Here is an 18,949-nt window from a genome sequence, read left to right on the forward strand (position 1 = left end):
ACGCCGCTGGTGGCAGGCCCGGTTAGGCTCGGGCCATGCCGATGTCTCTTCGTCTCGCCACCAAGGAGGACCGGCCCGCGATCCTCGAACTGCTCCGTTCCGCGCAGGAGAGCGCGGTGCCCGAGGCCAAGCGCGGGGAACAGGGGTTCGTCCCCGGCGAGTGGGACGAGGAGGTGCTGGAGGCGTTCACCGAGGGTCCCGGCACGTTCCTGGTGGAGGACAAGGACAAGCTCGCCGGGGTCGTGCTGACCTCGGAAGGCGGCAGCGCGCTGCCCGGACCGGCGCAGCGGACCGCGGAGCTGACCAAGAACCTCGAAGGTCCCGTCCTGCACTGCGGCCCGGTGGTGGTCGCGCCGAAGTACCGCGGCAAGGGCGTCGTCCGGATGCTGCTGTCGGGCATGGCCCTCATGCTCGGCGACCGGTACCCCAGCGCCGCGCTCTTCGTGGAGAACACCAACCAGCGCGCGTTGAAGGCAACCCGGGCGCTCGGCATGAAGAAGCACACTCGGTTCACCCTCGACGACCGCGCCTACACGGTCTTCACCTTCGCCCCGGGTGACTTCAGCCCCAGACCGGCCAGGTGATCACCCGCCGAGGCGGGCGAGGGCCTCGGCGCTGCTCAGGCAACCCGCGGTCGTGAGGTTCAGGTTCGCCACGGCCGCCTGGTGGACGGCCGGGTCCGCCGCCGTCGTGCAATCGGTGACGACGTGGGCGGTGAAGCCCAGATCGGTGGCGTGGCGGGCGGTCTGCTCGACCGTCAGGTTCGTGGCGACGCCGGTGATGAACAGCGTGTCGATCCCCCGGGCGGTCAAGCGGTCGGGCAGGTCGTTGCCCGCGAGGCCGGAGAGCTTCTGGTTGTCCACCACGTCCAGCGCGCCGGACATCTCCGGGATCAGCTGCGCACCGGGGGAGTCGGGGCGGAAGAGCTCCTGGGCCTCGCCGACCGCGCGCATGAACTCGGTGTTGCGCACCAGCTGCCCCTCGCCCTCCGGGACGGTGAAGCGGGTGAACACCACCGGCGCGGTCGCCTCGGCGTGGAAGCGCGCCGCGCGCTCGACCACGCCGCTGCGGGCCACCGGTTCGGCGAGCATGCCGCCGAAGAACCCCTCGGGTTTGATCACGTTGACCTGCCAGTGCAGCGCCAGTACCGCGTGTGAACCGTTCGCCATGCCCGAATCGTGCCCGATGCAACGGCCAGGTGGCGGGAGGGGGGAATGCGGACTCCACGTAGTGGATCCATGACCGATGTCGGTCTCGCGTGTTTCTGCCGGGAACGCCGTCGTTCAGCCGTGGTCGCCATCGACGTAGAACCAGGTCTTGCCACGGCGGGTGAAGCGGCTGTGCTCGGTGAGCGACCCGGTCGCACCGTCGTGGCGGTAGAGGGCGCGGAAGTCCACGGTTCCCTCGGCGTCGAAGGGACCGCCGCCGGTGCGGCTCAAGATTTCCAGGCGGAGCCAACGCTGCGCCGGGTCGAGGTCGAGCTCGGCCGGGCGCGTCTTCGGGTGCCAGGTGCGCAGCAGGTAGTCCGCGTCGCCGACCGCGAACGCCGAGTAGCGCGACCGCATCAGCTGCTCGGCCGTGGCCGCGTCGCGCTCACCGGCGTGCAGCGGTCCGCAGCACTCGCCGTAGGGTTCGCCAAGTCCGCAGGCGCACAAATCCTTCACGCTCACCTGGGAAGTTTCTCATCCGCCTCACCGGTGCCGCCGGGTGCGCTCGATCGCGGCGGCGCGGTCGCGCAGGACCTCGTCGTTGAAGATGCGGGCGCGCTGGGCCAGCGAATCCCGGATCAGCGGGTGAGCGGCCGCGACGTCGGTGGACTCGGCGGGATCGGTGTCGAGGTCGAACAGCACCTCGCGCCCCAGCTCCGGCCAGACCGTCGCGGGCCACAGCAGCTTCCACCGGTCCTGGCGCGCGGCGGCGACGTTCCACACCCAGTCCGGGTCGACCTCGCCAGTCGGCCCTTCCTCCAGGTCGCCGTAGAAGTACAGCGTGCGTCCGCGCGGCATCGGCTCGCCCGCCAGCGCGGGAGCGATGCTGATGCCGTCGATGGGCCGATCGGCCGGGGGCGGGGGCGCACCGGCCAGGTCGATCAGCGTCGGCAGCAGGTCCACGAACGAGATCGGGTACCGGTTCTCACCGACGGGGACCCGGCCCGGCCAGCGGACCACGAACGGCACCCGGAGACCGCCCTCGAACGGATCGGTCTTGCGGCCCCGCAACCCGCCGGTGCTGCCCTCGAACCACGGACCGTTGTCGCTGGTGACGATGACCAGGGTGGAATCCACCAGCTCCAGTGCGCTCAGCTCGTCGAGCAGCCTGCCCACCTGCCGGTCGGCCTCGCTGATGACGTCGGGGTAGCGGCTGTCGACACCACCGGTCTCCTCGGGCACGTGGAACGGCTGGTGCACGGAGCTGTGCGGGACGTAGGCGAAGAAGGGTCGTTGCCGTGCGACGCTCCTCCGGATGAACGCGATCGCCGCGTCGGTGTACTCGCCTGCCAGGCGCTCCTGCCCCTGCTCGGTGTTGACGTTGTCCACCGCCACCGCATCGCCCCGGTACAGCGGTAGCCACTGCTGGTCACCCCACCCCTGGTCGTTGCTGTAGGGGATTCCGCAGAAGTGGTCGAAACCGTGCGAGGACGGCAGGAAGCGGGGACGCGCGTCCCACGGGTTGCCGGTGAGCCGCGGATCGCCCAGGTGCCACTTGCCGAAAATCCCGGTGGCGTACCCGGCCGCCCGCATCGCCTCGGCGACCGTGTGCTCGAACTCCGGCAGACCGCGGTCCTCCTCCGGCCACAGCACCTGCGGCAGACCGACCCGCTGCGCGTAGCGGCCGGTCATCAGCGCGGTCCGCGACGGGGTGCAGATCGGCGCCCCGGCGTACGCCTGCCGGAAGGTCATCCCCGCGCGGCCCACGGCGTCCATGCGCGGCGTGCCCACAGGCGAGCCGTACCAGCTCAGATCGCCGTAGCCCAGGTCGTCGAGAACGATGAGCACGACGTTCGGTCGTGATCCCGAGAGCGCACCGGACATGTCAGCACCCCCTGGCGCGGTCGCGGCTCCGATTCTCCCCGGAAGACGGCGGTTTTCCCGTTCTTGCCACCCGGTCAGCGCACGGAACTCGATCGTCTGGCCCAGCGCGGGGAGCAGGTGTGAGAAGATTGCCCGACTCGACGAGGGATCGGCCGTGGTCACGGACATGGTTCGAGGTGATCGCCGCTCCTGCGACGAAGAGCTGCCCGACCCGAGGCACCTTCGTCCCCGCAGGAGCAGGCAATGGCCACGATCAGCTGGTCCGAGAACGGATCACCGCACTCCGCCCGTTGGCATTCCGAGAACTCGTCCCCGGCGCCCGCCAGCGTGGTCGTCGTCGACGACCGAACCACGGCGAAAGCCGCCCACCGCACCGCCGAGGCGGGCACGGCCATGATTTGGCGCGGTGACTTCCACGCGGCACGCCGCCTCGTGCAGGACCTCGACCGCCGCCTGCGCCGCCGTCCCGCGCCCGAGGGCGACGTCGCGTCGCTGTTCCGCGCGCAACGCGCCGCACGCGCCGAGCGGGCGGAACTGCTCGGCCGGGTGCTGCTGGTGCTGGAGCCCGACCACACGCTGACGCTGGAGCGCGCACCTGACGTGCGCGAGGCGTGCCTGCACGCCTACGGCCCGCCCACCGGCGAACCGATGTGCGTGTCCGTGCCCGAACTGCTCGGAGTGGTCAGCGCTCACCAGTGGCACCAGAAGGGCGTGGACGTTCCCGCGCTCGGCGAGCGGATCCACCCCGACTACGGCGTCTTCGCACCCGTCCGGAGCGAGTACGTCGACCTCGTCGCCGAAGCGCCGCTGCCGGTCGAGCTTCCCGTCGCGTTCGACCTGGGCACCGGAACCGGCGTGCTCGCAGCGGTCCTCGGCAGGCGCGGCGCGCACGTGGTGGCCACCGACATCAACCCGCGGGCCGTGGCGTGCGCCCGTGCGAACATCCACCGGCTCGGCCTCGCCGAGCGGGTCACGGTCGGGGAGGCCGACCTGTGGCCGAGCGGACGTGCCGACGTCGTCGTGTGCAACCCGCCCTGGATTCCCGCGCGACCCACCTCAGCGCTGGAACTGGGTGTCTACGACCAGGATTCGGACATGTTGCACCGGTTCATCGACGGGATCCGCGAGCACCTCAACCCCGGCGGCGAGGGCTGGCTCGTGCTCTCCGACCTCGCCGAACGGCTGGGCCTGCGGACCCGCGCCGCACTGCTCGACCGCATCGCCGCCGCGGGACTGGGCGTGCGAGCCCGCTACGACACCGCGCCGAGCCACCCCAAGGCATCGGACGCCACCGACCCGCTGCACCAGGCCCGGCGGGAGGAGATCACGTCGCTGTGGCGGCTCAGCGCAGGAAGTCCAGCAGGTGGCCGGTGACCTCGGCCGGCTTCTCCAGTTGCAGGAAGTGCCCCGCCCCGGACAGCCGCGCGGCGCGCGACGGAGGTGCGGCGCGGGACTGCGCGACCGCGAAGAAGCGCGGGTCGATGGCGCCGTCCCGTTCGCCGTGGAGGTAGAGCAGCGGGCACCGGGGTTCGGCGAGAGCCACCCGGCTGCCGCGCGAGGCCAGGGCGCGGTAGTAGGACACGACGGCCTTCGCGCGCGCCTGGTCGGGCACGGCGCGTGCGAGGTGGGCGAGGTCGTCGGTGGCGTCGTAGCCCGGTGACCACGTCCGCCACAGGCGCCGGGCCAGCCAGGTGAAGTTCCGCTCGGCCAAGCCGGGGACCTGGTTGTAGGCGATGTACCAGGAGTGCAGCGGCTGCCTGACCAGCCCCGACAGCCAGGTCCGGGCCACCGCCCCGGTCGGGTTCATCCAGGCCAGTGGAGGCACCGCCAGGAGGGCCACGCGCGCGTAGGGCGAGGACGGGTCGGCGGCCAGTGCGCCCGCGGTGATCGCACCCCAGTCGTGGCCGATCAGCGCGGTCGAGGAGTCGCCGCCGAGGCGCTCGTGCAGCGCGATCGCATCGGCGGCGAGCGCGCTCACCGAGTAGTCGCCGTCGACCGGGGCGTCCGAAGGCGCGTAGCCGCGCAGGAACGGCGCCACCACCCGGTACCCGGCCTCGGCCAGCAGCGGCGCGACCGCGCGCCACGTCCACGCGGTGTCGGGAAAACCGTGCAGCGCCACCAGGAGTTCACCGTCCACCGGCCCCCACTCCAGGACGCCGACGTCGTGCGTCGGGAGGGAGGCGGTGCGCTCGCGAGGTGTCATGCTCCGCGACGCTAACCGCTGCGAGCACCCGCTGCGGTGGTGGATCGATCCCGCTGGTGAAAGCCAAGTGCAAGCGGGTGCTCCTAGCGTCGGTGATCGACCTGGGAGACAAGATGACCACGATCGATCTTTCCGACCTCGACTTCTGGGCCAAGCCGCGCTCGGAGTGGGACAAGACTTTCGCGGCGCTCCGCGCGGCCGACGAACCGGTGTTCTGCCCGCGCGACCACGGTCCCGGCTTCTACGCGATCACCCGCTACGACCAGATCGCCGAGGCCAGCCGGAACCCGCAGGCGTTCAGCTCGGAGCCCATCGCCGTCGGCCTCGACGACCCACCGCCGGAGTTGTCCGGGCTGCTGGGGTCGATGATGAGCATGGACGACCCGCGTCACGCGAGGCTGCGCCGCATCGTCGCCCGCGCCTTCACCCCGAGGATGATCGCCAGGGCGACCGACGACGTCGCCAGGCTGGCCACCGAGATCGTCGACGCGCTGGTGGAGCGGGGGCCGTGCGACTTCGTCGCCGAGGTCGCCATGCCGATGCCCCTGGAGATCGTGTGCCGGATGATGGGCGTACCCGAATCCGCCCGGCCCGCGGTCGTCGAGGCGACCAACGCGCTCATCGCCGGTATCGGAGACCCCGACTACCAGGACCCGCGCGGCAAGCCCAGGGCGGCGGTGCTGGTCGACAGCGCGCGGTTCATGCACGAGCTGATGGGGGAGCTCGCCCGCGACCGGCGGGCGAACCCGGCCGTCGACATCGTCACCGCATTGGTCCACGGCGAGGTCGACGGTGAAGCGCTCAGCGACGCCGACCTGGGCAAGTTCTTCGTGCTGCTGGTCGTCGCCGGCAACGAAACCACCCGCAACGCCCTGTCGCACGCGCTGACGCTGTTCACCGACCACCCGGAGCAGCGCGACCTGCTGCTGTCCGACCTCGACGAGCGGATGCCCGCCGCGATCGAGGAGGTCGTCCGCTACGCCACACCGGTCAACTGGATGCGGCGCACCGCGACCCGCGACGTGGACCTGCTCGGCCACCGCTTCCGCGCCGGTGACCGGCTGATCATGTACTACGTGTCCGGCAACCGGGACGAGACGGTCTTCGTCGACCCGTACCGGTTCACCATCACCCGAAACCCCAACCCCCACCTCGGTTTCGGCTCGCGCGGGCCGCACTTCTGCCTCGGCGCGCACCTGGCGCGACGCGAGATCGCCCTGATGCTGCGGGAGCTGTACACCCGGGTGCCCGACATCCACGCCACCGCCGAACCGGTCCGCCAGCGGACCAGCTTCGTCAACGGGGTGCTGGAACTGCCCTGCGCGTTCTGAGCGCTCAGCGCCCGGCGGCGCGCAGCGCGGTGCGGATCATCGGCCACTGCAGGGGCAGCCGTGCGACGGTGCCGGCGAAGAACGCCGCCGACACCGCTCCGCCCTTGCGCTTCGCGCGCTTGCCCGCGTCCACGCTCATCTTGACGTTGCCGGGGAAGACGCCGGCGAGCAGCGCGGCGCTGGCGAGCCCGGCGACGCCACGGGTGCGCGGGTGCAGCAGCCCGGCGGCGCACGCCAGCTCGGCGACACCGGAGATCTCCACCACCCGGCGGGGCGCGGGCAGCGCTGACGGGATCAGCGGCTCGAAGATCTGCGGCCTGACCAGGTGCAGCGTCCCGGAGGTGGCGAACAGCGCGGCGAGTCCGGCGATCGGGAGGTCCAGTGGTGCCGGGCGTGAGGTCATGGTGCCGAAGATAGATGACCCCGCCTGGCGCGGGGGACGAGATGGGTCACACCCGCCGTCCGCGACCTGGCCGAATCGAGCGCGGTGTCCGGGTGGTCGGGACTTTGGCCCCTGTGCGGGGCGCCAGGTGGCAAGGAGTCTCGGAGTCGGTCGGGGCGCCGTGCGCTCGGCGACCGCGCCGCCCTGCCCAGGGCGGATCCAGTCGGGGAGGGAACAGGTTGAGCGTCGCGCAGGTGGTTGGCACTGGAGCTCGGGCACCGGTCGAGTGGTCGCCCGTGGAGATCGAGGAGATCGGCGAGGCGGTCTCGCGCGCTCCGTCGGTCCACAACAGCCGGCCCTGGTCGCTGACGCTGGAGCGGCGCACCGCCGTGCTGCGCGAGGACCCGGCGATGCGGATGCAGCACGACCCGGAGGGTCGTGACCAGCGCATCTCGTGCGGTGCTGCGCTGATGAACATGGTGCTGGCGGTGCGGAGCCTGGGGTGGAGCGCGAAGGTCGAACTCGGGGCTTCCGGCGGTCTGGTCTCCGCGGCCGTCACCGTCGGTGAGCCCGCCGACCCGAGCCCGCGGGAGGCGACCTGGGCCCGTGCGATCCCGCAGCGCCGCAGCCACCGGCAGCCGTTCTCGGACAGGCCGGTGCCGGAGCTGCTCCGCGAGAAGATCTGGGACGCCGCCGCGGGCACCCGCTGCGGTGGACGCTGGATCAACGCCGACGCCGAGGCCGCCGAGGTCGGGGGGATGCTGAGCCGGTCGGCCACCGCGTTCCAGGCAGACGCCGGATACACCCGCGAGCTGGCCGAGTGGGCGACGCCGGAGGGCAAGCGGCTGCGGACCGAGTCCGAGGGGTTGCGCGGCTTGGCGGCGGCCGGACTGACCGCCATGACCACGAGCCTGCCCGACGGGTCCGTCCTGGCGCGGGTCCTCCGCGAGGAGGCGGTGCTGCTGGTGGGCACGCGCGGCGACCGCGCGATCGACCACCTGCGCGCGGGGCAAGCCGTCGAGCGGGCGTGGCTGGAGGCCACCAGCTCCGGCCTGTCGGTGTCGATGATGACCCAACCGCTGCACGTGGGGGAGGTCCGCACCGGCCTCGCCGATCGCCTCGGCACGTCCCTCATCCCCCAGGTGATCATGCGCTTCGGCTACCCGAAGTCCTGAGCCCCACCGCGGTTCGTGCCCGATGATCGTGGCGGTCTGAGTGCTGGTCCGGACCGTCCGTGATCGATGTCGCTCCTGCCCTGTCGGTTCGGGCCAGGGCTGCCCGCTGCGGGGAACCTCGCCACCGGACGGCCGTGCAGTCGGGAGAACGGGGAAAGCCACTGGTTCTGTGAACGGGAGGTGACTTCCGCTCACGTCGGCCGTGTGCAGGTGCGCGTTCCTCCGTGCGCGCCCGCCCTCTGGTCCCGCTGCTGTCCCGGCGGGCGAGGTTTGTCGGGTTGTGGCAGGTCGCGCGGCCCGTATTCGGTTCTGCTCCTGGGAAAAACCAAAACTGGCGAGTAATGGTCACCGGGCTTCTCCGTCCGGGGGTGGTCGGTCACCGTATGGATCCAGACGTCCCACGGGATGGACCGGTTCGTCCCTCGATCAGAGGACAGAGGTGCCTGTGAGCGCGAACGGAACGGCTGCCGAACGTCCGGGCGGGAGCGCGGAGGGCTCCGCCGGTCCGCGACGCCGCGCGATCTGGGTTCCCGAGCCCGCAGAGCTGTCCGATGTGGAATTGCTGCTGGACGGTGCTTTCCGGCCGCTGCGGGGATTGCTCACCGCCGACGAGGTCGAGTCGGTGCGCACCCGCCAACGCCTCGACGCCGACGTGCCCTGGCCCGAACCGATCATCCTGACGGTTCCCGAGGAGGTCGCCGCGGCCGAGGAGATCGAGCTGCGCGACGCCGAAGGGGCCCCGGTCGCGGTGATCCGCAACGAAACCCCGTGGTCCGATGCGGTCGGCGCGCACCCGGCAGGTCCGATCGCGGCCGCCGAGGAACCCACCGGAGTGCTCCGCCGGATGCGCCCGCCCGCCGACCGTGTCCGGGCCGCGCTCCCGGCCGGACCCGTGCTCGGCGTGCTGCCCGAGGCTCCGCTGCACCACCGCGAGCTCGCCCAGATCCGCCAGCTGGCCGCCGAGATCCGCGCGCACGTCCTGGTCCTGCCGCGCATGATCGGTCCGCGTCCCGAAGCGCTTGTCCAGTCGGTGCTGGCCGCTCGCCCGGAACTGCCGGAGGGCAGCACGATCGTCCCGGTCCCGCTGGTGCGCCGCGCCGACCCCAAGCGCGACGCCCTGCTCGCGGCGCACGTCGCCGCCGCCTACGGCGCCACCCACCTGGTCTCGGGCGGCCCCCTCGAACGGGCCCCCATCCAGGTGCTCGAAGCGCCGGAGGTGGTGCGCGACAACGCCGACCGCTGGCGTCCGGCCGCGCAGGTCGCCCCCGCGGAGAGCCGCCCCGGTCTCAGCGACGAGTGCCTGCGCGAGCTCCTCGACAGCGGCGCGGAACTGCCTGACTGGTTCACCACGCCCGCCATCGCCGAGCACCAGCGCAGGCTCCACCCGCCGCTGGCCGCGCGCGGGTTCACCGTCCTGTTCACCGGCCTGTCCGGCGCTGGCAAGTCGACCCTCGCCCGGGCGCTGCGCGACCAGCTCAGCAGGCACGACCACCGCGCGGTGACGCTGCTCGACGGCGACGTCGTCCGCCGCACGCTGTGCGAGGGCCTGGGTTTCTCCGCCGAGGACCGCAGCCGCAACGTCCGACGCATCGGCTACGTCGCCGCCGAGGTCACCCGCCACGGCGGCGCGGCGATCTGCGCGCCCATCGCGCCGTACCACGCCGACCGGGACGCGGTGCGCCGCATGGTCCACGAGGCGGGCGGGTTCGTGCTGGTCCACGTGGCCACGCCGCTGGGGGAGTGCGAGCGGCGCGACCGCAAGGGGCTCTACCGGAAGGCGCGCAGCGGGTCGCTGCCCGAGTTCACCGGCGTCTCCGCTCCGTACGAGGTCCCCGATGACGCGGACCTCGTCCTGGACACCTCCGAGCTGTCGCAGGACGAGGCCGTGGAACTCGTCGTGGCCTTGTTGCGCGAGCGGGGCTGGGTGCGGTCGTGGACCTCGGTGTAGCGGCGACAGGGCTGCTCACCGGCCTGATGGTGGGCGTGACCGGCATGGGCGGCGGCGCGCTGACGATGCCGCTGCTGACACTGGTCTTCGGCGTGCCGCCGCTGGCCGCGGTGTCCTCGGACCTGGTGGCCGCGGCGGTGGTGAAACCGCTGGGCGCGGCGGTGCACCTGCGGCGCCGCACGGTGCAGCCCGAGCTGGTCGGCTGGCTGTGCCTGGGTTCGCTGCCCTGCGCGGCCGCCGGGTCGTTGCTGGCGGGATCGCTGGGCAGCGGGGCCGAGTCCGTGCTCGAGGAGGTCGCGGGCGGCGCGGTGCTGCTGGCCGCGGTCACGCTGTTCGCCCGGGCGTTGCTCTCGCGCCTACCCTCCACATCGGACGGAATGCGGGTGCGCCCGGTCCCCACGGTGCTGCTCGGCGCGGTCGCCGGCCTGGTGGTGGGCACGACCTCGGTGGGTTCCGGATCGATCATCATCGTGGTGCTGCTGCTGCTCCACCGCGGGCTGAGCTCGGCGCGGCTGGTCGGCACGGACCTCGTCCAGGCGGTGCCGCTGGTGCTGGTCCCGGCGATCGGCCACCTGTTCGCCGGTGACGTCCACATCGGACTGGTCGGTTCGCTGCTGGCGGGGTCGATCCCGGGAGTGCTGGTGGGATCGGTGATCTCAGCGCGGGTTCCCGACCGGCCGGTGCGGGTGCTGCTCGGTGGAATGCTGGTGACCACCGGGCTGATCATGGTCGGCACCGACGTGGTGCCGGGAGTGTCGGCGGGACTGCTGGTCGTTCTGCTCGGCGCGGTGATCGCACCGCTGCGCAGCGCGATGTCGTCGCGGCGGGCACCCGTCGCGAATGATCACAGGGAGGTAGTGGGGTGAGCGACGACCACGAGCTGGCCGCGCGGCTGGCGCGGCGAGCGGGCGACCGCCTGGTCGAGCTGCGAGACGGGTCCACAGCGCAACCCCGGGCGCTCGGTGACGCAGGTGACGCCGCGGCGCACCAGCTGCTCGTCGAGGCGCTCGCGCAGGAACGCCCGGCCGATCCGGTGCTGTCCGAGCACGGCGTGGCCGGTCCGGATCGCGTTCCGGGCGAACGCGTTTGGATCGTCGACCCGCTCGACGGCACGCGCGAGTTCACCGAACCCGGCCGCGCCGACTGGGCGGTGCACGTCGCCCTCGTCGAACACCACGAGGTCATCGCTTCCGCCGTCGCGCTGCCCGCCCAGGGAGTCGTGCTGGACACCGGCGAACCGCCGAAGCAGCCCACGCGCCCCATCGAGCGCCCGCGCATCGCGGTCAGCCGCAGCAGGCCACCGGAGTTCGTTGCCGAGATCGCCGCCGAGATCGGTGCCGAACTGGTCCCGATGGGCTCGGCCGGCGCCAAGATCACCGCCGTGGTCCTCGGAGAGGTCGACGCCTACCTGCACGGCGGCGGCCAGTACGAGTGGGACAGCGCCGCGCCGGTCGGCATCGCCCGCGCCGCCGGACTGCACACCAGCCGCCTCGACGGCACCGAACTCGGCTACGACCGCCCCGACCCGTGGCTGCCCGACCTGCTGGTCTGCCGCCGCGAGCTGGCCGTGGACCTGCTCGCCGCCCTGTCCCACCGAATCGAGGGGAGTCACTGATGCCCGCCGGGCTGTCTCGTCTGGACGTGCTCGAATCCGAAGCTGTGCACCTCATCCGCGAGGTGGTCGCCGAACGCGACCGCCCTGCGCTGCTGTTCTCCGGCGGCAAGGACTCCGCAGTGCTGCTCAAGCTCGCGGAGAAGGCTTTCGCCCCGGCGCCGATCCCGTTCCCCGTGCTGCACGTCGACACCGGTCACAACTTCGAAGAGGTCCTCGACTTCCGGGACCGCCGCGCCGCCGAACTCGGCGTGCGGCTGGTGGTGGCCTCGGTGCAGGAGTCCATCGACGCCGGCCGCACCACCGAGCCCGAGGGGCTGACCAGCCGCAACCGGCTGCAGACGGCCTCTCTGCTGGAGGCCATCGCCGAGCACGGCTTCGATGCTCTGTTCGGCGGCGCCAGGCGGGACGAGGAACGCGCTCGCGCCAAGGAGCGCATGCTGTCCTTCCGTGACACCTTCGGCCAGTGGGATCCGCGCAACCAGCGCCCCGAGCTGTGGAACCTCTACAACGGGCTGATCCACCCCGGTGAGAACGTGCGCGCCTTCCCGCTGTCGAATTGGACGGAGCGCGACGTCTGGACCTACATCGACCAAGAGGGCGTCGAGCTTCCGCCGCTGTACTTCGCCCACAACCGCAAGGTCTTCGCGCGCGACGGGATGCTGTTGGCCGACAACCCGTTCCTGCCGCGCGACGCCGACGAGCAGCTGGTCGAGCGGTCCGTGCGGTTCCGCACCGTCGGCGACATGACCTGCACCGGTGCTGTGGAGTCGACGGCGGCCACGGTGTCCGAAGTGATCGCCGAGATCGCCGCGACCAGGATTTCCGAGCGCGGCCAGACCCGCGCCGACGACCGCACCAGCGCGGCGGCGATGGAGGACCGCAAACGGGAGGGGTACTTCTGATGACCACCACCGAACCGGTCTTCGCCCCGGCCGACAGCCTGCTGCGCTTCGCCACCGCGGGCGCCGTCGACGACGGCAAGTCGACCCTGATCGGGCGGCTGCTGCACGATTCCAAGTCGCTGCTGGCCGACCAGCTCGAGCAGCTGGAGGTGGCCAGCAAGGAGCGCGGGGACGAGCAGCTCGACCTGGCGATGCTCACCGACGGGCTGCGCGCCGAGCGCGAGCAGGGCATCACCATCGACGTCGCGCACCGCTACTTCGAGACCGCGCGTCGGGCGTTCATCATCGCCGACACGCCCGGTCACGCCCAGTACACCCGCAACATGGTCACCGGTGCCTCCACCGCGGACCTGGCGATCGTGCTCGTCGACGCCCGCAACGGGCTCACCGAGCAGAGCCGCAGGCATGCGGTGCTGGCGGGCCTGCTGCGAGTGCCGCAGCTGGTGCTGGCGGTGAACAAGATGGACCTGGTCGGCTACGACGAGTCCGTCTTCCGCGCCATCGTGCGGGAGTTCGCGACGCTCACCGAGCGGCTGGACCTGCGCGAGGTCACCGCCATCCCGATCTCGGCGCTGCGCGGCGACAACGTCGTGGACCGCTCCGCGGCGATGCCGTGGTACGACGGTCCGTCGCTGCTGGAGCACCTGGAGCAGGTCGAGGTCGTCGACGAGACGGGCCTCTTCCGGCTGCCGGTGCAGTACGCCATCCGCGCGCAGGAGCAGGACTACCGGGGTTGCGCGGGACAGATCGCGGGCGGATCGATCGCGCCGGGCGAGCAGGTGCTGCACCTGCCCTCCGGGATGCGCAGCCGCGTGGTCGCCGTCGACACCGCCGACGGGGAGCTGGAGCGCGGTCGGGCGCCGCAGTCGGTCGCGTTGCGGTTGGCCGAGGACATCGACGTCGGACGCGGGGACGTGCTCTGCTCGGTCGACCAGCCCTCGGCCGCGGCCGAGGAGCTGACGGCGTCGGTGTGCTGGATGTCGCCGAAGGCCCCGCTCGCCCCGGGCACCCGGTTGCTGCTCAAGCACACCACCCGCGTCGTCAAGGCGATCGTCACCGAGGTCCGCGAACGGCTCGACGTCACCACCTTGGAGCGCCGCCCGGCCGATTCGCTGGTGCTCAACGACATCGGCGAGATCACCGTGCGCCTCGCGCAACCGGTGTTCTGCGATCCCTACGAGCGCAACAGGTTCACCGGGGGAGCGGTGCTCATCGACGAGTCCAACCATGCGACGGTCGGTGCTGTCCTGATCACCGAAGCGCGCTGAAAGACCCTGAACGGCACGACGGAGGAGCGAGAATGGTCAAGATCATCGGAGCCGGCTTCGGCCGGACCGGAACCGCGTCGATGAAGGCGGCGCTGGAACACCTCGGCTTCGCGCCGTGCTACCACATGTTCGAGGTCATCGCGCAACCCGAACGCGCGAAGGACTGGGACCGCGCGCTGGACGGGGAGGTCGACGACTGGGACACCGTGCTCGGCGGTTTCGAGTCCACCGTGGACTGGCCGGGCTGCACGTTCTGGCGCGAACTCATGGACTTCTACCCGGACGCGAAGGTGCTGCTCACCGTCCGCGACCCGGAGCGCTGGTACGACAGCGTTTTCAACACGATCTACCAGTTCGTGCAGGAGCCCCCGACCGACGACGACTTCAGCACCAAGATGCGGCCGACCGTGGAGCGGATGATCTGGAACGGCACCTTCGACGGCCGCTTCGACGACCGCGAGCATGCCATCAAGGTCTTCGAGGCCCACAACGCCGCCGTGCGGGAGGCCGTTCCGGCCGACCGGCTGCTGGTCTACGAGGTCGGCGAGGGCTGGGACCGGCTGTGCGAGTTCCTCGACGTCCCGGTGCCCGAGGAGGCGTTCCCGCACGTCAACGACTCCGGTTCGATCCGCGATCTCGTGGACAAGACCCAGCGCGAGGGCAAGTTCACCTCACCGTTCGAATCTTGATCGAGGCTGCTTGAGGAGTTCCCTTTGCTTTGCGGTGCGGGTAGCGGAACCTGAGCGGCTTCGTGGACTCCGTGCGCCACTCCTGATGTGTGCCACGGCCTCGCGGCGTACTCGCCACGAAGCCGCTCAGAACCCGCGGCGGTGCGGGCTGAGTCCCGCGCCTGGAACGGCGGCTTCGCCGCACTCATGAACAGTGTCGAGCCTCTTCGAGGAGATCCAATGTCCGCCAACGAGTTGGACCGCAGGACGGTGCTGCGGATGCTCGCCGCAGCACCGCTGGTTCCCGCGGCGTCATCGGGCACGGCACAGGCCGCGCCCCGGCCGTCCGCCGGTGTCCTGGGCGCTGACCTGGTCAGCCGTCCCGACCTGCACCCGCCGCTGATGGAGATCGTCACCCCGGCCGCGGGCACCGAGCCGGGGCACGTGCTGCTCACGCCCACCGGTGCGAGCACGATGGACGTCAACGCGCCCGCGCCGCGCGCGCCCATCCAGCCGGGTTCGATGCTCATGGACGACACCGGGCAGGCCGTCTGGTTCGGTCCGGCGACCGAGGGTGTGAACTTCGACCTGAAGGTCCAGCAATACCGGGGAGAACCGGTGCTGACGTTCTGGGAGGGCGAGGTCGTGGTGCCGCCCGGATTCGGCCACGGCAAGTTCGTGGTCCTGGACGAGACCTACACCCGCATCGCCGAGGTCTCCCCGGTCAACGGGCTGACCGGTGACCTGCACGAGTTCATCATCACGCCGCAGGGCACGGCCCTGCTCCTCGCCTACCGCGAGGTGCGGGTGGACACGACTTCCGTTGGCGGGCAGCCGAACTCGAAGGTCCTCGAGAACGTCGTGCAGGAGATCGACATCGCCTCCGGTGAGCTGGTCTTCGAGTGGAACAGCCTGGAGCACGTCGGCCTGGACGAGTCGTTCTACCCGGTCCCCGAGGACCCGGAGGCGTTCCACGACTACATCCACCTCAACGCGATCTGCGAGGACGGCGACGCGCTGCTGATCTCGGCCCGCTGCACGCACGCCGTCTACCGCATCGACCGCCGCAGCGGCGATGTGAAGTGGCGTCTGTGCGGGCGCAAGAGCGACTTCGCCATGGGTGACGACGCGGCCTTCGCCTGGCAGCACGACGTCCGCCGGCACGCGGACGGCTCGATCAGCCTGTTCGACAACGCCGACGCGGCGGGGCGCGGCAAATCGCGCGGCATGACGCTCAACGTCAACGAGTCGGCCAGGACGGCGACGCTGCTGCGCAGCGCGGAGAGCCCGGAAGGGCTGCTGGCGCCCAACCAGGGCAACGCCCAGATGCTACCCAACGGTCACATGTTCGTGGGTTGGGGCGGCAAGCCCTACTTCAGCGAGTTCGGCCCGAACAACGAGGTGCTGTTCCACGGCCGCTTCGCGGAGTCGATGGGTTCCTACCGCGCCTACCGCGCTCAGTGGGTCGGCAAGCCCACCGACGCCCCGGCGGTCGCCGGGACGCCGGGCGACGGAGTGACCAGCGTCTACGCCAGCTGGAACGGCGCCACCGAGGTGACCAGCTGGCGAGTCCTCGCGGGTCCGGACGAGCAGAACCTCACGCCGGTCCTGGACGTCCCGAAGGCGGGCTTCGAAACCAAGATCGACATCCAGGGCTCCCACGCCTTCGCAGCGGTGGAAGCTCTCGACACCTCCGGCGCGGTGCTCGGCAAGTCGCCCGCGGTCCAGGTCGCATGAACCTCCGGCGGGTCCGCAACCAGGAGCCCGCCGGAGATCCCACCTCGGGGCGAACTCGCTGACCGGGCGATCGCCCCAGCGCGCCTGTTCGACCACGTCGAACCAGGTGCGGCCGCGCCGACGTCCGGGTGCAGGTCCACGACGTGCGTCGAAGAGCCCAACGGCACGGCCTCTGGGCGCTGCCGCTCCTGCTCGGCGATCAGGCCGGGCAGGCGTAGCCGTCGTCCGCGCGCGGGTGGTGCTCGTGGAAGTCGGCGATGAGCGCTTTCCGGGAACTCGTCCCGCTGGTCGCCAGCGATGTCGGTGGCCACGTCGACGTGCGGGAGCACCACCTCCGGTTGCTTGCGATCGGCGATGCCGGAGGAGGTGTGCGGCGCGATCGCGTCCGACAGGACGTCGAGCTCGTACTCGGGCACTCCGGCCTCGCGCGCGAACTCCACGTCCGGATCGGCGCCGTGGACCTCGAACCGCTCGGGACTGCTCGTCGCATCTGCCCCCGAGGTCGTGCAGGCGTTGCACAGAACAGCAGCTCGTCGTCGGGTTCGCTCACGGCTCTTGCTGGGCCGCCAGCTCGCGACCGCAGACGTAGCTCCTGGTGCAGTGGTGGTGCACGAAGTGCGGGACGCGGAATCGTTGACCGAAACGGCCTGGCGCCGCTCAGATGGCTGCCGGACGCCAGGACCGAGCTGGCCGAGGACCTCCTCGAGACCACCGACCTCCCCGTGGAGCAGGTCGCCAGGAAGTCCGGCCTCCCCACGGCGGTCACCTTCCGCCACCACTCCACCCGAACAGCAGTAATCCCGCCGCACCACTACCGGCGCTGCCTGACGGGTCGTTCCCCGGCCGTCGGCCGCCTCGCTCGGATCGTCGTGACCGATCCCACGCGCACCCACCACGAGCAGCGGCGGGACCCGGAGCTCGCTGGTCGTTGAGGTCCTCGGAGCAGCTCTCCGCTCCAGTGAGGAGGTTAGGATGCTTTAGACTCGAAGGAGTGCTGATCGTGACCAGGCGCGGACAGGACGCGAGTGGACGCGATGCGGCGGCTCCACAGGCCGACGACGAGCGGGAGGTCCGCCGCCTGTGCCGGCGGGCGCTCGGGGTGACCACGCTCGGGTTGATGCTGGTGCTGGTCAACGCCACTTCGGTGAACCTGGCGCTGCCCGCGCTGTCGGCGTCCTTCCGGGTTCCCGCTGCCACCGCCGACTGGTTCCTGGTGGCGTTCATGCTCAGCAACACCGCGTCGATCCTGGTGTTCAGCCGGATCTCCGACATGCTCGGGCGGCGGACGATCTACCTCGCCGGTCTCGTGTGCTTCACCGTGATCAGCCTGCTGTGCGCGCTCGCGCCCAACGCCACCGTGCTCATCCTGCTGCGGGTGCTGCAGGGCATCGCTGCGGCCACCACCGTCACCAACACGACCGCGATCCTCACCGACGTCTTCCCGCCGGACCGCCTCGTGCGCGGCCTGAGCCTGAACATCACCGCCGCGTCGATCGCGCAGATGATCGGGCCCGCGTTGGGCGGGCTGCTGGTGACCTTCGCCGACTGGCACGCGTTGTTCCTGGTCAACGTGCCCATCGGAATCCTCGCCGTGGTGCTGGGTGCGAGGCTTCTGCCGAAGATCCCGCGCGGACGCGGACCGCGGGAGCGCTTCGACGTCGCCGGAGCGGTGCTCTCCAGCACGGGCTTGGCCGTGCTGCTGTTCGGCATCAACCGCATCGGGCCGTGGGGCGTGACCGATTTCCGGGTACCGGCTGCGATCCTGCTGGGCGTCGCGCTGCTGACGGCGTTCGTGCTGGTCGAGCTGCGGATCTCGGCTCCGCTGCTGGACTTCCAGCTGGTGCGCCGACCCGGACGCGGCCAGGCGTACGGGGCCGCTTTCTTCAACTCCTTCTGCCGCGCGGGAGTCGTGGTCCTGGTGGGCCTGCACCAGCAGATGGTCGAGCACCGCTCCGCGCTGGAGGCCGGCTTCGTGGTGATGCCGTTGGCGCTGCTGATGATGCTGTGCGCGCCGCTGAGCGGACGGCTGTCGTCGCGCTGGTCGGCGCGGACCCTGTCCAGCCTCGGCGCGCTGCTGGTCGTGCTCGGCACCGCCGGACTGGCCAGTCAGCTGGCGACACCCGGTGCGCCGCTGGTGCTGATGGCGCTGTGGCTGGGGCTCATCGGAGGCGGCACGGGGCTGTTCACCGCCCCCAACACCGGCTCGATCATGGCCGGTGTGAGCAGCGACCGCCGGGCGGTGGCCAACGGGATCCGCTCGATGCTGTTCAACAGCGCCCAGGCCGCCGGAACCGCCGTCGCGCTGCTGCTCCTGACCACCTGGCTGGGCTCCTCCGGCGTGGCCTCCTACGCGGCGGACGCCGACGACCCGGCCGTGCGCACCGGTTTCGCCGTGGCCGTGGCCGCGATGGGTCTCGCCGCGCTGTCGGGATTCGTCCTGTCCCTGGCGCGCGGCGGCCCGTGGCGGGCGCGCTGATCACCCCGGGACGTGCGCTCCGATGTGCGGCAGGTCGTGGGTGCCGACGGATGGCCGGGGGCGGTCGCCGAGTCACCGCACTCGCACCGCAGCGCGCCGGGGACGTCGCTGGTCAGGCGATCCGAGTGGACCGCACCAGCACGGCCTCGCTCGCCGAACCGAGGACCATCGCCAGGTGCGCGACCCCGTCGACCGGGTCGCGGAAGGCGATG

Annotated in this window: 18 protein-coding genes; 13 read left to right on the forward strand and 5 right to left on the reverse strand. The window is 71.4% G+C overall.

Annotated elements, in window-relative coordinates; genetic code table 11:
- Window positions 1–35: 35 nt before the first annotated feature.
- Window positions 36–584: a GNAT family N-acetyltransferase gene (locus tag E1161_RS15170; RefSeq protein WP_132623861.1), complete on the forward strand. Its 549-nt coding sequence runs from the start codon at window positions 36–38 to the stop codon at window positions 582–584.
- Here E1161_RS15170 and E1161_RS15175 read toward each other — a convergent pair whose 3' ends face one another.
- The 3 genes from E1161_RS15175 to E1161_RS15185 form a co-directional block, all read right to left on the reverse strand.
- Window positions 585–1,169 (reverse strand): cysteine hydrolase, encoded by a 585-nt coding sequence (locus E1161_RS15175; RefSeq protein ID WP_132623863.1) that lies wholly within the window; start codon window positions 1,167–1,169, stop codon window positions 585–587.
- Between the two features lie 114 nt (window positions 1,170–1,283).
- Entirely contained in the window at window positions 1,284–1,670 is a 387-nt protein-coding gene (locus E1161_RS15180) for a YchJ family protein (protein WP_132623865.1), read from the reverse strand.
- 21 nt (window positions 1,671–1,691) lie between these two features.
- Window positions 1,692–3,032, reverse strand: coding sequence for a sulfatase-like hydrolase/transferase (locus tag E1161_RS15185; RefSeq protein ID WP_165939802.1), 1,341 nt, complete (start codon window positions 3,030–3,032; stop codon window positions 1,692–1,694).
- Between the two features lie 243 nt (window positions 3,033–3,275).
- On the opposite strand from E1161_RS15185, the gene E1161_RS15190 reads away from it, so the two are divergent.
- Window positions 3,276–4,406 carry a methyltransferase gene (locus tag E1161_RS15190; protein ID WP_132623869.1) on the forward strand — a complete coding sequence of 377 codons (1,131 nt, stop codon included), beginning with the start codon at window positions 3,276–3,278 and terminating at the stop codon, window positions 4,404–4,406.
- On the opposite strand, the gene E1161_RS15195 is transcribed toward E1161_RS15190, so the two are convergent.
- Window positions 4,375–5,235 carry an alpha/beta fold hydrolase gene (locus E1161_RS15195; RefSeq protein WP_132623871.1) on the reverse strand — a complete coding sequence of 287 codons (861 nt, stop codon included), beginning with the start codon at window positions 5,233–5,235 and terminating at the stop codon, window positions 4,375–4,377. The two genes, E1161_RS15190 and E1161_RS15195, sit on opposite strands and share 32 nt — an antisense overlap.
- A gap of 113 nt (window positions 5,236–5,348) precedes the next feature.
- On the opposite strand from E1161_RS15195, the gene E1161_RS15200 reads away from it, so the two are divergent.
- The gene (locus E1161_RS15200; RefSeq protein ID WP_132623873.1) at window positions 5,349–6,566 is read left to right on the forward strand and encodes a cytochrome P450; all 1,218 of its coding nucleotides are present in this window, start codon (window positions 5,349–5,351) and stop codon (window positions 6,564–6,566) included.
- Between the two features lie 4 nt (window positions 6,567–6,570).
- Here E1161_RS15200 and E1161_RS15205 read toward each other — a convergent pair whose 3' ends face one another.
- Complete coding sequence (locus E1161_RS15205; RefSeq protein ID WP_132623875.1) at window positions 6,571–6,969, reverse strand: DoxX family protein; 399 nt, start codon at window positions 6,967–6,969, stop codon at window positions 6,571–6,573.
- A 233-nt stretch (window positions 6,970–7,202) separates the two neighbouring features.
- Here E1161_RS15205 and E1161_RS15210 point away from each other — a divergent pair, with 233 nt between their 5' ends.
- The 10 genes from E1161_RS15210 (at window position 7,203) to E1161_RS15250 (ending at window position 18,737) form a co-directional block, all read left to right on the forward strand.
- A complete protein-coding gene (locus E1161_RS15210; RefSeq protein WP_165939803.1) occupies window positions 7,203–8,123 on the forward strand; it encodes an Acg family FMN-binding oxidoreductase in 921 nt (306 codons plus the stop codon).
- A 445-nt stretch (window positions 8,124–8,568) separates the two neighbouring features.
- Window positions 8,569–10,071, forward strand: coding sequence for an adenylyl-sulfate kinase (gene cysC, locus E1161_RS15215; protein WP_235875044.1), 1,503 nt, complete (start codon window positions 8,569–8,571; stop codon window positions 10,069–10,071).
- Window positions 10,056–10,937, forward strand: coding sequence for a sulfite exporter TauE/SafE family protein (locus E1161_RS15220; protein ID WP_132623879.1), 882 nt, complete (start codon window positions 10,056–10,058; stop codon window positions 10,935–10,937). The genes cysC and E1161_RS15220 overlap by 16 nt, the downstream gene beginning before the upstream one ends.
- Window positions 10,934–11,686: a 3'(2'),5'-bisphosphate nucleotidase CysQ gene (locus E1161_RS15225; protein ID WP_132623881.1), complete on the forward strand. Its 753-nt coding sequence runs from the start codon at window positions 10,934–10,936 to the stop codon at window positions 11,684–11,686. Before E1161_RS15220 ends, E1161_RS15225 begins: the two co-directional genes overlap by 4 nt.
- The gene (cysD, locus tag E1161_RS15230; RefSeq protein ID WP_132623883.1) at window positions 11,686–12,588 is read left to right on the forward strand and encodes a sulfate adenylyltransferase subunit CysD; all 903 of its coding nucleotides are present in this window, start codon (window positions 11,686–11,688) and stop codon (window positions 12,586–12,588) included. Before E1161_RS15225 ends, cysD begins: the two co-directional genes overlap by 1 nt.
- Window positions 12,588–13,856, forward strand: coding sequence for a sulfate adenylyltransferase subunit 1 (locus tag E1161_RS15235; RefSeq protein WP_132623885.1), 1,269 nt, complete (start codon window positions 12,588–12,590; stop codon window positions 13,854–13,856). Before cysD ends, E1161_RS15235 begins: the two co-directional genes overlap by 1 nt.
- Before the next feature lie 32 nt (window positions 13,857–13,888).
- The gene (locus E1161_RS15240; protein WP_132623887.1) at window positions 13,889–14,545 is read left to right on the forward strand and encodes a sulfotransferase family protein; all 657 of its coding nucleotides are present in this window, start codon (window positions 13,889–13,891) and stop codon (window positions 14,543–14,545) included.
- A 219-nt stretch (window positions 14,546–14,764) separates the two neighbouring features.
- On the forward strand, window positions 14,765–16,261 hold the full coding sequence (locus tag E1161_RS15245) for an arylsulfotransferase family protein (RefSeq protein ID WP_132623889.1): 1,497 nt from the start codon (window positions 14,765–14,767) through the stop codon (window positions 16,259–16,261).
- Between the two features lie 257 nt (window positions 16,262–16,518).
- Entirely contained in the window at window positions 16,519–17,193 is a 675-nt protein-coding gene (locus E1161_RS27185) for a helix-turn-helix domain-containing protein (RefSeq protein WP_165939804.1), read from the forward strand.
- 68 nt (window positions 17,194–17,261) lie between these two features.
- A complete protein-coding gene (locus E1161_RS15250; protein ID WP_165939805.1) occupies window positions 17,262–18,737 on the forward strand; it encodes an MFS transporter in 1,476 nt (491 codons plus the stop codon).
- Window positions 18,738–18,949: the final 212 nt, after the last annotated feature.

This window comes from Saccharopolyspora aridisoli (assembly GCF_004348445.1).
GTDB lineage: Bacteria > Actinomycetota > Actinomycetes > Mycobacteriales > Pseudonocardiaceae > Saccharopolyspora > Saccharopolyspora aridisoli.

Excerpts from the sequence above, each read along its gene's own strand:
- cysD (WP_132623883.1), top strand. The coding sequence starts at position 11,686 with ATGCCCGCCGGGCTGTCTCGTCTGGACGTGCTCGAATCCGAAGCTGTG.
- E1161_RS15200 (WP_132623873.1), top strand. The coding sequence starts at position 5,349 with ATGACCACGATCGATCTTTCCGACCTCGACTTCTGGGCCAAGCCGCGC.
- E1161_RS15245 (WP_132623889.1), top strand. The coding sequence starts at position 14,765 with ATGTCCGCCAACGAGTTGGACCGCAGGACGGTGCTGCGGATGCTCGCC.
- E1161_RS15170 (WP_132623861.1), top strand. The coding sequence starts at position 36 with ATGCCGATGTCTCTTCGTCTCGCCACCAAGGAGGACCGGCCCGCGATC.
- E1161_RS27185 (WP_165939804.1), top strand. The coding sequence starts at position 16,519 with ATGAGCGCTTTCCGGGAACTCGTCCCGCTGGTCGCCAGCGATGTCGGT.
- E1161_RS15185 (WP_165939802.1), bottom strand. The coding sequence starts at position 3,032 with ATGTCCGGTGCGCTCTCGGGATCACGACCGAACGTCGTGCTCATCGTT.
- E1161_RS15190 (WP_132623869.1), top strand. The coding sequence starts at position 3,276 with ATGGCCACGATCAGCTGGTCCGAGAACGGATCACCGCACTCCGCCCGT.
- E1161_RS15235 (WP_132623885.1), top strand. The coding sequence starts at position 12,588 with ATGACCACCACCGAACCGGTCTTCGCCCCGGCCGACAGCCTGCTGCGC.
- E1161_RS15205 (WP_132623875.1), bottom strand. The coding sequence starts at position 6,969 with ATGACCTCACGCCCGGCACCACTGGACCTCCCGATCGCCGGACTCGCC.
- E1161_RS15195 (WP_132623871.1), bottom strand. The coding sequence starts at position 5,235 with ATGACACCTCGCGAGCGCACCGCCTCCCTCCCGACGCACGACGTCGGC.
- E1161_RS15240 (WP_132623887.1), top strand. The coding sequence starts at position 13,889 with ATGGTCAAGATCATCGGAGCCGGCTTCGGCCGGACCGGAACCGCGTCG.
- E1161_RS15175 (WP_132623863.1), bottom strand. The coding sequence starts at position 1,169 with ATGGCGAACGGTTCACACGCGGTACTGGCGCTGCACTGGCAGGTCAAC.